The sequence below is a fragment of the Pseudoalteromonas lipolytica genome (assembly GCF_003515105.1).
GTDB lineage: Bacteria > Pseudomonadota > Gammaproteobacteria > Enterobacterales > Alteromonadaceae > Pseudoalteromonas > Pseudoalteromonas lipolytica.
Genome location: NZ_CP032090.1, coordinates 512,478 through 525,451 on the forward strand (window position 1 = coordinate 512,478; position 12,974 = coordinate 525,451).

The window sequence follows — 12,974 nt, forward strand, 5'->3', positions numbered from 1 at the left end:
CCATCGTTACTGTTTTACGCTGATTTGTCTAAGGAATTATTAATGGCATCAGAATCTAACGACTTTTTGTTTAGTGACCAAGATGATGAGCCGCTATTGAGCGAAACAGCCTCAGAGTTTTGGGATGTCTTAATTGTTGACGATGATCCAGAAATACATTCAGTAACAAAATTGGCGCTCTCAGGCGTTGAGTTTTGGGATAAAGGTCTGCGTTTTCATCATGCGTATTCCGGAGCAGAAGCACTTTCTGTGCTTAAAGATAATCATTCAATTTCCGTTGTATTACTGGATGTAGTTATGGAATCTGATGATGCGGGCTTGCAAGTTGTGAAGCAAGTTAGAGAGTCCCTCAATAATCATAATGTGCGCATTATTTTGCGCACGGGTCAACCAGGTTACGCACCAGAAGAAAAAGTAATTCGTGAATACGATATAAACGACTATAAAACAAAAACAGAGCTTACCCGCAGTAAGCTTATTACTGCGCTCGTGACGGCGATTCGTTCTTATGAGCAGGTCTGTCAGCTGGAGTTTCAAAGTCGAGCACTCAATAACATCCTCTATGCCTCAAAAGCTATTTTAGGTTTCACAGATATCAAAGCGTTTACCATGGCGGTAATAAAGCAGCTTTCATTTATTTTAGAGTGTGAGCCACAAGGGTTGCTATGCGGATCATTAGACGATGATAACCAAGTCTGTGTGCTTGGTGGTTGTGTCGAATACAACGAGTTTATTGGCCAAGGTGTTGAGCAGTTAGACAATGGGCGTATCATTTTACAGGTGAAAAACTGTTTAGAGCAGGGCACACATCAACACACTGAAATTGATAGCACTTACCTACTAAAAAGTAAAAATCGCCAAGCCGCTATATACTTAGAGACCGCACATATCCCGAGTGAGTCGCAGTTACAATTTGCAGAAATATTTCTCACCAATGTGAGTGTGGGACTTGATAATGTGCGTTTGTTTAACCGTTTACGTGATGCGGCTTATAAAGATACGTTAACCGGCCTTTCTAATCGCAATGATTTTATGAACAAGGTTGAGCGTTTTTATCATCCTGGTAAAAATGATTATGTTTTTTTACTGATCGACGTTGCGCAGTTTTCAGATATTAACAATGGGTTAGGCCAAGAAATTGGCAATTTAATACTCGTTGCTATCGTTGACAGGTTACGTCAAGAGTACCCTCAAGCTGAGTTGATATCGCGAATTGGTGCCGATGTATTTGGCTTATTACTGCCAAAAGAGCAATGTGACATTGAGATGTTATGTGAGCATTTAAGCTTGCCATTCAATGCGGGTGAGCACATTTTGCCGATCAATTTTAAAATTGGTATGTGCTGCCAAGGGGATTTCAAGCCATCAGGTATCGAAACCCTAAAGCTCGGTTATATTGCATTAAACCAAGCAAAAAAACAGTCGATGGAGGCTGTTATTACTTATACGCCTGACATGGAAGAGCAAATGGCATGGCGGTTAGGCATTATCAGACAGCTTCGCCAAGATTTTGAACAGCGTAAACTCGAAGTGTGGTTTCAGCCACAACTCGATTTGAAAACATTAGACATCATAGGATGTGAAGCTTTATTGCGATGGCCCTCAGGTAATGGCCAGTACATTTCACCCGCCATATTTGTGCCGATGGCTGAAGATGCGGGTTTAATTGTCGAAATAGGTCAATGGGTATTAGAGCAAGCATGCATGCAGCAAAAGCGTTTGGAGCAACTCGGTTTTGCAATTAGCATTGCAGTTAATGTCTCGGTGCCGCAATTTAAAGTGAAAGGTTATGCGCAGCGCGTAAAAGACACCTTAATTAATTACCAAGTTGAACCAAAGTTTATTGAGCTTGAAGTAACCGAGAGCGTTGTAATGGACGAACTTAGTAATGTTATTACGACGTTGCAGGAGCTTAAAGACTTTGGGATCGAAATTGCTATCGATGACTTTGGCACAGGCTTTTCATCGTTAAGTTATTTACAACGCTTACCACTCGATCGACTAAAAATAGACAGGGCATTTATCAAAGACCTTCCCGGTGAAGATTGTGAAGCCATTGCGGCGTTAATTATTTCTTTAGGCGCAAGATTAGGGTTGAAAACGATTGCTGAAGGAGTTGAAACACAAGCCCAAGCAGACTATTTAAGTGAACTTGGTTGCGATGAAGTGCAAGGCTTTATGTACGCTAAACCTATGCCAGAGAAAGAGTTAATTACGTATTTACAAGCTAAGCACTAATTGGCTTTGATAAAACTCAACGATTTAAAAGCGCCCTTCCATTTGAAGGGCGTTTTGTTTTCTATAATAATCCTTAATAGTGGGGTATAATTCGCCCCTTTTTGGTAGCAGAGTACATTTTATGAGCGCATTAAAAGCCGAGCGTGGCCTGTTTTCTTACCCTAAGTATTGGGCCGAATGCTATGGCACAGCGCCATTTTTACCAACCACCCGAGCAGAGATGGATGCGCTAGGCTGGGACAGCTGTGATGTCATTATTGTCAGTGGTGATGCCTATGTAGACCACCCAAGCTTTGGAATGGCTGTTATCGGGCGCATGCTTGAATCACAAGGTTTTCGCGTTGGTATTATTGCCCAGCCAGATTGGAATTCTAAAGATGCTTTTATGACACTTGGAAAACCAAACCTCTTTTTTGGGGTGACTGCGGGCAATATGGACTCAATGATCAATCGTTATACTGCCGAAAAACGTATGCGTCATGACGATGCTTACACACCTGGTAATGTTGGGGGAAAGCGTCCTGACCGTGCAGTTGTTGTTTATAGTCAGCGTTGTCGTGAAGCGTATAAAGATGTGCCATTAGTGATTGGTGGTATTGAAGCGAGTTTACGCCGTATTGCGCATTATGATTACTGGCAAGAAAAAGTGCGCCGAAGCATATTGTTCGACGCCAAAGCTGATATTTTGATCTACGGTAATGCTGAGCGTCCATTGGTCGAGGTTGCTCATCGTATTGCAGCCGGTGAGAGTGTCGATTCAATTCAAGACATTCGTGGTACCGCGGTTATTCGTAAAGAGCCATTACCAGGGTGGCGCGGCAGTGATTCAACAGCCATCGATAAAATTGGCAAAATTGACCCGATCCCTAATCCGTATGGTGCGGATGATGTTGGCTGCAGTAAATCTGAATTTAAACAAGCCGGTATTGATTTAAGTGCTGAGGCGGCAAAGCCGATAACAATTCAGCCTGCGCGTCCTAAGCCTTGGGAAAAAACCTATGTTAAGTTGCCAGCTTATGAGCAAGTAAGTGTAAACAAGCCTTTGTATGCGCATGCATCACGTATTTTACACCAAGAAACAAATCCCGGATGTGCACGTGCATTATTTCAGCGCCATGGCGATCGTTCTATTTGGGTTAATCCGCCGGCTTTTCCGCTTGAAACAGAAGAGATGGATGGCGTTTTTGGTTTGCCATATCAACGTATTCCACATCCAAGTTATGGTGATGAAAAAATTCCTGCTTACGAGATGATCAAAACGTCCGTGAATATCATGCGAGGCTGTTTTGGTGGGTGTTCATTTTGTTCGATTACTGAACATGAAGGACGTATTATCCAAAGTCGCTCGGAGCAATCTATCATTGACGAAATTGAACAAATTCGTGACAAGGTGCCAGGGTTTACAGGGGTTATCTCTGACTTAGGCGGCCCAACAGCGAACATGTATAAATTACGTTGTAAGAGTAAAAAAGCAGAAAGTACATGCCGTCGTTTATCGTGTGTTTACCCTGATATTTGTAAACATATGGACACCGACCACACGCCGACGATTGAGTTATACAAAAAAGCACGTGATGTAAAAGGGATTAAAAAGATCTTAATTGCATCGGGTGTGCGTTACGATTTAGCCGTTGAAGACCCTCGCTATGTTAAAGAGCTGGTCACTCACCATGTTGGTGGTTACTTGAAAATCGCACCGGAACACACCGAAGATGGCCCGTTATCGAAAATGATGAAGCCAGGTATGGGCGCTTACGACAAGTTTAAAGAGTTGTTTGATAAATACTCGAAAGAGGCAGGTAAAAAGCAGTATTTGATCCCGTATTTCATCTCAGCTCACCCAGGCACCAAAGATGAAGACATGGTGAATATGGCGCTGTGGTTAAAATCGAATGACTTTAAGCTTGATCAAGTTCAGAACTTTTATCCTTCACCCATGGCGAATGCGACGACAATTTATCATACCGAGATGAACTCGTTGCGTAATATTAAAAATAACACGGAGCAAGTACCTGTTCCAAAAGGGGCACGTCAGCGTCGTCTGCATAAGGCAATTTTGCGTTACCATGATCCGGCTGGTTGGCCGATGATCCGTGAAGCTCTTAAAAAAATGGGTAAAGCGAATCTCATTGGTAAAGGCCCTCATTGTTTAGTTCCTGAGGAAGGGCGCAATGAAAAGGCTGCTAAAGGGAAAGGGCGCACAGGCCGAGCTGCACTAACCCGCCACACAGGTTTTAGCCAATTTAAGAAGGCGAACACCAAACCGCGTGTTGGTAAAAATAAGCAACGAGCAACATAGATTATAAAAAGCAAAACGGCCCACAAGGGCCGTTTTTAGTTTAAATAAGTAACCAAGTCGCAGTGCCTAAAAAGGCAAAAATACCCACTATATCTGTCACCGTCGTAAGCACTACGCTGCCTGCTAATGCAGGGTCAATTTTCATTCTCTTTAAAATAAGCGGAATACTGGCCCCTGCAATACCGGCTGCCACTAAGTTCATGAACATAGCAAAGGCAAGCACCGCACCGAGTTTAAAGTCCCACTGCCACAGCGCGACAACACCCGCAATTAAAATAGACCAAATTACCCCGTTTAGCGCGCCGATAGCGAGCTCTTTGAGTAATAAAAAGCGTTGGTTAGTTTGGTTTATATGGCCAACAGCAATACCACGAATAACAAGTGTAAGCGTTTGGCTGCCTGCTACGCCTCCCATTGAGGGAACAATACCATTTAGTACAGCAAGAATAGGTAAGATAGCTAATGTATTCTCGAAAAAACTAGCGACTATTGCAGCGAGTAAAGCAGTTAATAAGTTGACTCCTAGCCAAATAGAGCGGCGCTGTGAGCTTTTCAATACGGGAGCAAAAGTATCTTCTTCATCATCAAGACCCGCTAAGCTTAATAAGCTATGTTCGGCATCTTCACGGATAACGTCAACGATATCATCGATGGTAATACGCCCTAGTAAGTGCGCGTTATCATCTACAACGGGGGCTGAAATCCAGTTATGGCGTTCGAATAATTGTGCCACGTCGCTTTCATCCATCGATATTAAGATAGATTCACAGTCTTCATCCATTAGGTCGCGAACCACTTTATCTGAGGGATTGGTCAACAACGTCGTTAAAGATAATGCCCCTAAAAAGCAATTATGTTTATCAACGACGTATAAATCATCGGTGCCTTCAGGTAAATCGCCGCGTAAACGCAGGTAGCGTAAAACAACATCTAGTGTGACGTCTGGGCGAATAGTTACCGTATCGCTGTTCATCAAGGCACCAGCTGAGCGCTCTTGATAGGACAGGGCTTGGGTGGCTCTTTCTCTGTCTTGCGAGTCCATGGCGCCGACAACGTCTTGGTAGACTGTATCAGGTAGGCTACGAAGAACCTCACCTAAATCATCGTCGTCCATGTCTTCGGTTGCGGCAGCAATGTGCTCAGGTTCCATTTGGGCAATAATGCCTAAACGTACATCTTCTGAGAGCTCTTCTAATACGTCACCACGCACATCAGGGTCTACCAGCTGCCAAAGCATACGGCGAATTTTATGCGGGGATGATTCTAAAAGGAGTGCGGTATCACACGGTGCTGTTTTTGCTAACATGCCGCGCACTTGAACAAATTGACCACTATTGAGTGACTTGGTCACCTGTTTTAGTTGTTGTAGCGGGTAATCTTGTTCAAAGGCTTCTGGCATTGGCGTCCTTACAACTGAAAAAATAGCTTAAAATCTGACTCAGCAAATACAGCATAGTTGCTAAATTTAGTATTTGCAGGGATATCGCCGCACTGAGATAAATTTACTAAGAAAAATGTATTTTAGAGAAGCGAGCGATATAAAAGTAGGATATTTAACAGGAATTTTAAATACCCAATGCAAGTTTAACGTAAACAGTCAAGGCTTAGCAAATGCTATTCTTGTTCATGAAAGCGTTGTGCAATTAATTCGCCTATTGCATTGAGTGCTGCGTCAGCATCGGGGCCTTCACACACCACACGGACTTCTTTGCCTTGGCTGCTTTCGAGTAACATTAAGGCTAATACACTATCGCCTTCGGCTTCTTTATCGTCTTGGTAAAGCGTTATTTTAGCATCGAATTGCAGTGCAAGTTGTGCCAAAACCGTGGCTGCTCGTGCATGTAAACCAAGCTTATTTTGGATTAAAAAAGTGTCTTCAGCATGCATCGTCGTTGCCTATTGGGTATCTTGCTCGCGGTGGCGTATTTTCACGTTTGCGTGACTTTTCGAAAAGCTCTCACCAATGGTTTGCGCTAAGTAAACCGAGCGATGTTGTCCACCTGTGCAGCCAATCGCAATGGTTAAATAACTGCGATTATTTCGCTCTAAGTGAGGGAGCCATGTTTGTACAAAGGTTTGAATTTGCCATGTAAACTTTTGCACTATGCTGTGACTAGCAAGGTAATCTTTTACTGGTTGGTCTAAGCCTGTCAGTGGTTTTAGATCCGGTTCCCAGTGTGGATTCGGTAAAAAGCGAGCATCAAATACGTAATCAGCTTCTTTTGGAATGCCGTGCTTAAAGCCAAACGACATAAAAGTAATAATGAGCTTTTTGTCTTTTTTACCCAGTATTTTTTCGCGAATAGATTCGGCAAGCTGATGCACGCTGAGATCGGTCGTATCAATCATAAAATCGGCACGGGTGATCAAAACATCCAGTAATACTTTTTCTTGTTTAATCGCTAAATCAAGCGGCAGCGAGTCAATCGATAATGGGTGTAAGCGGCGAGTTTCAGAGAACCGTTTGATTAGTGTTTGATCATCACTATCTAAATAAAACAACGTGGGTTTTGCAAAGCCCGGTAAATACTCAAGAATATCGTTAAATTCTTGCTGTTCTTTCGGCAGGTTACGCACATCGATACTTACAGCAATTTTGTCGTAATTATCTGACACACTGCGTACTAACGAAGGAAGTAGGTTTACAGGAATATTATCAACGCAGTAATAGCCTAAGTCTTCAAGTACTCGTAAAGCGACCGATTTACCTGAACCAGAGCGACCGCTGATAATAATTAATTCCATTTATGCCTCTGATGCAATGACTTTAAACAGATCACTATCTGTTTTAGCACTGCGTAGCTGTTTACAAAATTCTTTGTCTTTAAGTCTATCAGCAATTGTTGATAAGGTCTTTAGATGAAGTTGACAGTCACCATCTGGTACGATGAGTGCGACAAAAATATCCACTGGACGATTATCAATTGCATCAAAATTTATAGGTGACTCACTCACAATTACAAATGCGTGTGGCTGATCTGCACCGCTCATACGACCATGTGGAATCGCAATACCTCGGCCAATACCCGTGCTGCCCAATTTTTCTCTGTTCAATAGGGCATTGAGTATATCTTGCTGAGATAAATGAGGGAGCTGCTCATGAGCCAGTTCGCTGATAAATTCGAGAATTCTTTTTTTGCTATTAAAAAGGACCGCAGCTTTGCTGCAGTCCTGGTTAGTAAGTGAACTAAGTTTCATAATTTAGTGTCGAGCTAATTTCTCTTTGTGTTTAATTACTTGACGATCAAGTTTATCGATTAACGAGTCGATGGCTGCATACATATCTTGGTGTTCAGTAGAGGCAAATAACTCGCCTCCGTTTACATGTAAAGTTGCTTCTGCTTTTTGGCTTAGTTTTTCTACATCTAGAATGACATGAACATTATTAATGTGGTCAAAATGCCTTTCTAGTTTCGCAAACTTGGTGTTTACATAGTCTCTTAATGAATCTGTGATTTCTACATGACGACCAGTTAAATTTAGTTGCATAAGCATTTTCCTTCTATGTAAAACGTCTAAATCAGACTCTTACGCTGATTCGACGGAGGTATTGCTAGAGACTCTCGATATTTTGCTATTGTCCGTCTAGCTACTTTAATTCCTTGCTCAGCCAATATATCTGCAATTTTGCTATCACTCAATGGTTTAGCTGTGTTTTCTGCGGCGATTAGCTTTTTGATTAAAGCGCGAATTGCCGTAGATGAACACTCACCCCCATTTTCAGTGCTTACATGGCTGGAGAAGAAATATTTCAACTCAAAAATTCCCCGCGGGGTATGCATGTATTTTTGTGTTGTTACTCGCGAAATTGTTGATTCATGCATTTCGACCATTTCTGCGACATCATTTAATACCATGGGTTTCATGGCCTCAGGACCATGTTCAAAGAAAGCCTGTTGTTGTTGAACAATACAGTTAGTCACTTTTAATAACGTGTCATTACGGCTTTCTAAGCTTTTAATAAACCATTTTGCTTCTTGTAAATGAGAGCGAATAAATTGGCTATCACTGCTTGATTTTACAGAACGTGACATCGCCGCATAGTGGCTATTCACTCTGATTTTCGGCATGCAGTCTGGGTTTAGTTCAACTACCCAACGGCCTTTTATTTTTTTTACGGATACATCGGGTATCACGTATTCAGACTCTTCTCTAACAATGGTATCCGCAGGCTTTGGATTTAAGCTGTGGATCAATGTCATGACTTCTTTCAGCTCACTTTCTTTAAGCTTAGTCTTTTTCATCAAAGTGCGATAGTCACGACTCGCTAATAATTCAATATGTTCTGATAACACCATTTTAGTTTCAGCTAAATAGGGGGTGTCAGCATCGAATTGGCGTAATTGAATACACAAACATTCTTGTAAACTACGGGCGCCAATACCGACAGGATCGAATAATTGGATTCTTTTTAAGACAGCTTCGACTTCATCAAGTTCGATTTCTTCTTCATCGTTATTTTGATTGAAGCTTTCAACAATGTCTTCGCAGCTTACGGTTAAAATACCCGAATCATCAATTGCCTCAACAATCGCAACGGCAATCGCTTCGTCTGTTGGGCTGAATGGAGTCAGTTGTAACTGCCACATTAGGTATTCGTGGAGAGTTTCGGTTGATGCGCCTTGGTAAATTGATTCATCTTCAGGCATTGGACCTGAGGAACTTGATGGGGCAGCACTCATGTACTCATCCCACGTAACATCCATTGCTAAGTCGTCACTTACGGTGTCTTTGTTGAGGGCATCACTGCTTTCTTGCTCGTACTCGCTTGCAGCTTCGTCAGCCGACGCGCTTAGTTGGGTATCGTCAGATTCGGCTTTCTGCTCGTTCTTGCCAATACTCTCTTCTGCATAATCTGCTTCTTCAACTTCAAGCAAAGGGTTAGAGTCTAACGCTTCTTGAATTTCTTGCTGGAGATCCAATGTACTGAGCTGCAACAAACGGATAGCCTGTTGCAGTTGTGGAGTCATTGTAAGTTGCTGGCCCATGCGCAGCTGTAATGATTGCCTCATGTATCCCTAACAATCCTTTTTAGTCTTATCAAACAATAGCACGATGCCGTTAACTATTTATTTGATTTATTGTCATTGTTATAAGTCTAGCAGATGCTCTAGTCGGTGGCGTATTTAAAGCCTGAATTGCTCGCCTAGATACACATCGCGTACAGTTTGGTCGGCTAACACATGTTCAGGTGTACCTGATGCAATTAGCTCCCCATGAGAAACAATGTAGGCTTTTTCACAAACATCAAGGGTTTCTCTCACATTGTGGTCAGTAATTAATACACCAATACCACGATTTTTTAAGTGCTCAATAATTTTCTTTATATCTAACACTGAAATAGGATCAACACCAGCAAAAGGCTCATCGAGCAAAATAAATTTAGGGTCAGCGGCCAGTGCGCGTGCTATTTCAACACGACGGCGTTCACCCCCTGACAATGCCATACCTTGGCTGTCACGAATGTGTTGAATGCTAAATTCATCAAGTAAGCTGTTAAGTGTTTCTTCGCGGCCTTGTTTATTGAGATCTTTACGGGTCTCTAAAATGGCCATTAAGTTTTGATAAACAGTCAGTTTTCTAAAAATCGATGATTCTTGTGGCAAATAGCCAATACCTAAGCGAGCGCGGCTGTGCATTGGCAATAAGGTGATGTCGTTATCATCAATGCTTATTTTACCTTTGTCACTGGGCACTAATCCCACAATCATGTAAAAGGTGGTTGTTTTACCTGCGCCATTTGGCCCAAGTAAACCGACAATGCTGCCAGCTTCTACCTCAAGGCCTACATTTTTTACAACTTGGCGACCCTTATAGCTTTTAGCTAATAGCTCTGCTTTTAGTGTGCTCATGGCTGGCCTTCATCGTTCTTTTTGTTATCAACAGGCACTAAAATAGTGTGTACACGATCGGTCGAGTTTTCATCTTTCTCGGCACTTATCAGTTGCTGTTCCATATCGTATGTAATGCTCTTGGCACTGACTTTTTGGCCTGCTTGAGTCACTTGTGCATTGCCAACGAGTGTTAATAAGCGTTTAGCAACATCGTATCGAACTTCTTCAGCACTGGCGCTCATAATAGTGCCGTCAGCTTGTTTTTCTTCAAAGTAAGCGGGCTTTCCTGTGGCAATAATTAATTCAACCGTGCCTTCAACTTCACCTGCATGTGCTTCGAGTCGATCCGCTGTAATACGACGGTTACCATGTATGATCTCGACATTATCTTCGAAGATACCAATGCCATTTTTTAGCTGACCTTCTTGGCGATCAGAGCTAATGCTGATTGGTGTGCCAGCCTGCTCAGCAGCTGCGCCAGAAAACGCAATCAATAAGCTTGGGATCAGGAGTAATTTCTTAAGTTTATTGGTCATAGTATATGGTTCGTGTATGGTTAGTTAACTCAACAATTTCGGCTTTTAAATCGGCTTTTAAACCTTTACCGGTAATTTTTAAATTCGGTCCTGTCAGCGTGACAGGTTGCTTAGAAAACATGGTCATTTTGTCAATGTCGATGTTAATGTTCTCAGCTTTAATATCTTCGATCATGCCATTATGGGTAAGGTTTTTAGCAACCACATCCCCTTCGAATACAAGCTGATCGTTTTCATATAACGTGGCTTCTTTGGCTTTTACTTGCCAAACTTGCTGATCACCGTAAATGGTGAAAATGGGTTGCTCAAAAAAGGTAAACCCGAGCTGTTGATACAGCTCCATTTTAGCTGCGGCCACTTTATGACTGATTTTACCTTGATCATCATAGGCTGTTTGCTTTAATGCGATTGCGGTGTAATCAGGTGTAGCGATAATCTCGTCTTCACTGAGCACTGTGTTTGTCGGTTGATTAAAGTACGGATACCATAACCAAACCATGCTACAAACAAAAACAATACTTAGTAAAATACGGGCTATATTCATGCGCTCGTTCCATCGCTAGTTAGCGGTTTGCCATTTTCTAGCATTAATAAATCAGTTAGTTCACGCACAGCTCCAAAGCCACCAGGTAACAGGGTGGTGTAATGAGCCAGTTTTTTGATTAATGGATGAGCATCATTAACAGCAACGGCAAATCCGACTTTTTCCATAACCGGTAAGTCTGGACCATCGTCACCAATATAGGCAATTTGCTCATCTGTTAAGCTAAGTTTATCTTTTAACTCTTGATAAGCAATGAGCTTATTCTCTTGGCCCTGATAAATATGTTGTACCGTAAGGCTAGTCATTCGCTGCTGAACTATTTGTGAATGGCGTCCCGTGATTACGGCCACCTGAAAACCACTATTGATAAGGGCTTTAATGCCGAATCCATCTTTTGTATTGAAAGCTTTAAGCTCTTCGCCTTGATTGCCCAAATAAATACGGCCATCTGAAAAAACACCATCAATATCACAAATAAGCAGTTTTATTTTTTGAGCACGTTGACTCACGTCTGTGCTTACTGGTTGGTAAAGCTCAGCAAATGTCATGCTTAAAGTACTCCTGCTTTTAAAAGGTCTTGCATGTTAAGCGCGCCAATGGGGGTGTTGCTTTTGTCGATTACAATCAAACCATTAATACGTTTACGTTCCATAATATTAAGCGCTTCTGCGGCCAGCATATCAGCGTGTGCAGTTGTGCATGAGCGAGTCATTACTTGGCTAATTGCGGTGCTGTGAATATCAACCCGTTGCTCTAAAATACGTCGTAAATCACCATCAGTAAAAAGTCCCGATAGTGTGTTGTCATCACCAACAATTGCAGTCATACCGAGGCCTTTTGCCGACATTTCAATTAATGCATCTTTGATACTTTGCGATTCATTAACAATGGGAGTGGCCTCACCGGCGTGCATAACATCACTAAGAGAAAGCAATAAACGTTTTCCTAAGCTTCCGCCCGGGTGAGAAAGTGCAAAATCGTCTGCTGTAAAGCCTCTTGCCTCAAGCAGTGCTACAGCCATTGCATCGCCCATGACTAGCGTTGCCGTTGTGCTGGCTGTTGGCGCAAGGCCCAGTGGGCACGCTTCTTTGCTTACTTTAATACACACATGTACGTCAGAAAGCGTGGCCATTGTTGAGTCTGGGTTGCCTGTTAGCGAAATCATTTTTGCGCCAATGCGCTTAATGACAGGAATAATACTGACAACTTCGCTCGTTTCCCCTGAATTTGAAATGCACATAACCACGTCATCACGGGTAATCATACCAAGGTCACCGTGGCTTGCTTCACCTGGGTGAACAAAAAATGCAGGTGTTCCTGTGCTGGCGAGTGTGGCAGCAATTTTATTACCTACGTGGCCTGACTTGCCCATGCCAATAACGATAATTCGCCCAGTACATTGGAACATTAATTGACAGGCATTATTGAAATGCTGGTCAATGTATTGATCAATTTCTTTTAATGCTTGCGCTTCAATTTCGAGTACGCGCTTGCCTTGCGCGATAAAGCTATGTTGCGTCATT

General features: G+C 42.4%; 13 protein-coding genes. 2 read left to right on the forward strand and 11 right to left on the reverse strand.

What is annotated here, in order from left to right:
- Positions 1–42: 42 nt before the first annotated feature.
- Complete coding sequence (locus D0907_RS02400) at positions 43–2,238, forward strand: bifunctional diguanylate cyclase/phosphodiesterase (protein WP_118843973.1); 2,196 nt, start codon at positions 43–45, stop codon at positions 2,236–2,238.
- Positions 2,239–2,359: 121 nt separating this feature from the next.
- Positions 2,360–4,537 carry a YgiQ family radical SAM protein gene (locus tag D0907_RS02405; protein WP_065978184.1) on the forward strand — a complete coding sequence of 726 codons (2,178 nt, stop codon included), beginning with the start codon at positions 2,360–2,362 and terminating at the stop codon, positions 4,535–4,537.
- Between the two features lie 40 nt (positions 4,538–4,577).
- Here the strand turns inward: D0907_RS02405 and mgtE are convergent, their stop codons facing one another.
- The 11 genes from mgtE to D0907_RS02460 form a co-directional block, all read right to left on the reverse strand.
- A complete protein-coding gene (gene mgtE / locus D0907_RS02410; protein ID WP_036971332.1) occupies positions 4,578–5,936 on the reverse strand; it encodes a magnesium transporter in 1,359 nt (452 codons plus the stop codon).
- Positions 5,937–6,151: 215 nt separating this feature from the next.
- Positions 6,152–6,424 (reverse strand): HPr family phosphocarrier protein, encoded by a 273-nt coding sequence (locus D0907_RS02415; RefSeq protein ID WP_036971331.1) that lies wholly within the window; start codon positions 6,422–6,424, stop codon positions 6,152–6,154.
- 9 nt (positions 6,425–6,433) lie between these two features.
- The gene (gene rapZ, locus D0907_RS02420; RefSeq protein WP_036971328.1) at positions 6,434–7,282 is read right to left on the reverse strand and encodes an RNase adapter RapZ; all 849 of its coding nucleotides are present in this window, start codon (positions 7,280–7,282) and stop codon (positions 6,434–6,436) included.
- Entirely contained in the window at positions 7,283–7,735 is a 453-nt protein-coding gene (gene ptsN / locus D0907_RS02425; protein ID WP_036971327.1) for a PTS IIA-like nitrogen regulatory protein PtsN, read from the reverse strand.
- 3 nt (positions 7,736–7,738) lie between these two features.
- Positions 7,739–8,026: a ribosome hibernation promoting factor gene (hpf, locus tag D0907_RS02430; protein ID WP_036971325.1), complete on the reverse strand. Its 288-nt coding sequence runs from the start codon at positions 8,024–8,026 to the stop codon at positions 7,739–7,741.
- Between the two features lie 26 nt (positions 8,027–8,052).
- Complete coding sequence (locus D0907_RS02435; RefSeq protein ID WP_036971323.1) at positions 8,053–9,549, reverse strand: RNA polymerase factor sigma-54; 1,497 nt, start codon at positions 9,547–9,549, stop codon at positions 8,053–8,055.
- Between the two features lie 114 nt (positions 9,550–9,663).
- Complete coding sequence (gene lptB, locus D0907_RS02440; protein WP_036971319.1) at positions 9,664–10,389, reverse strand: LPS export ABC transporter ATP-binding protein; 726 nt, start codon at positions 10,387–10,389, stop codon at positions 9,664–9,666.
- Positions 10,386–10,907 (reverse strand): lipopolysaccharide transport periplasmic protein LptA, encoded by a 522-nt coding sequence (gene lptA / locus D0907_RS02445; RefSeq protein ID WP_036971315.1) that lies wholly within the window; start codon positions 10,905–10,907, stop codon positions 10,386–10,388. The genes lptB and lptA overlap by 4 nt, the downstream gene beginning before the upstream one ends.
- Positions 10,897–11,451 (reverse strand): LPS export ABC transporter periplasmic protein LptC, encoded by a 555-nt coding sequence (lptC, locus tag D0907_RS02450; RefSeq protein ID WP_036971312.1) that lies wholly within the window; start codon positions 11,449–11,451, stop codon positions 10,897–10,899. Before lptC ends, lptA begins: the two co-directional genes overlap by 11 nt.
- Positions 11,448–11,999: a 3-deoxy-manno-octulosonate-8-phosphatase KdsC gene (gene kdsC / locus D0907_RS02455; RefSeq protein ID WP_036971309.1), complete on the reverse strand. Its 552-nt coding sequence runs from the start codon at positions 11,997–11,999 to the stop codon at positions 11,448–11,450. Before kdsC ends, lptC begins: the two co-directional genes overlap by 4 nt.
- 2 nt (positions 12,000–12,001) lie before the next feature.
- Entirely contained in the window at positions 12,002–12,973 is a 972-nt protein-coding gene (locus D0907_RS02460; RefSeq protein ID WP_118843974.1) for a KpsF/GutQ family sugar-phosphate isomerase, read from the reverse strand.
- Position 12,974 lies beyond the last annotated feature (1 nt).

What these genes read in the sequence shown, in the direction of transcription:
- D0907_RS02400 (WP_118843973.1), top strand. Translation starts at nt 43, where the DNA reads ATGGCATCAGAATCTAACGACTTTTTGTTTAGTGACCAAGATGATGAG.
- D0907_RS02405 (WP_065978184.1), top strand. Translation starts at nt 2,360, where the DNA reads ATGAGCGCATTAAAAGCCGAGCGTGGCCTGTTTTCTTACCCTAAGTAT.
- mgtE (WP_036971332.1), bottom strand. Translation starts at nt 5,936, where the DNA reads ATGCCAGAAGCCTTTGAACAAGATTACCCGCTACAACAACTAAAACAG.
- D0907_RS02415 (WP_036971331.1), bottom strand. Translation starts at nt 6,424, where the DNA reads ATGCATGCTGAAGACACTTTTTTAATCCAAAATAAGCTTGGTTTACAT.
- rapZ (WP_036971328.1), bottom strand. Translation starts at nt 7,282, where the DNA reads ATGGAATTAATTATTATCAGCGGTCGCTCTGGTTCAGGTAAATCGGTC.
- ptsN (WP_036971327.1), bottom strand. Translation starts at nt 7,735, where the DNA reads ATGAAACTTAGTTCACTTACTAACCAGGACTGCAGCAAAGCTGCGGTC.
- hpf (WP_036971325.1), bottom strand. Translation starts at nt 8,026, where the DNA reads ATGCAACTAAATTTAACTGGTCGTCATGTAGAAATCACAGATTCATTA.
- D0907_RS02435 (WP_036971323.1), bottom strand. Translation starts at nt 9,549, where the DNA reads ATGAGGCAATCATTACAGCTGCGCATGGGCCAGCAACTTACAATGACT.
- lptB (WP_036971319.1), bottom strand. Translation starts at nt 10,389, where the DNA reads ATGAGCACACTAAAAGCAGAGCTATTAGCTAAAAGCTATAAGGGTCGC.
- lptA (WP_036971315.1), bottom strand. Translation starts at nt 10,907, where the DNA reads ATGACCAATAAACTTAAGAAATTACTCCTGATCCCAAGCTTATTGATT.
- lptC (WP_036971312.1), bottom strand. Translation starts at nt 11,451, where the DNA reads ATGAATATAGCCCGTATTTTACTAAGTATTGTTTTTGTTTGTAGCATG.
- kdsC (WP_036971309.1), bottom strand. Translation starts at nt 11,999, where the DNA reads ATGACATTTGCTGAGCTTTACCAACCAGTAAGCACAGACGTGAGTCAA.
- D0907_RS02460 (WP_118843974.1), bottom strand. Translation starts at nt 12,973, where the DNA reads ATGACGCAACATAGCTTTATCGCGCAAGGCAAGCGCGTACTCGAAATT.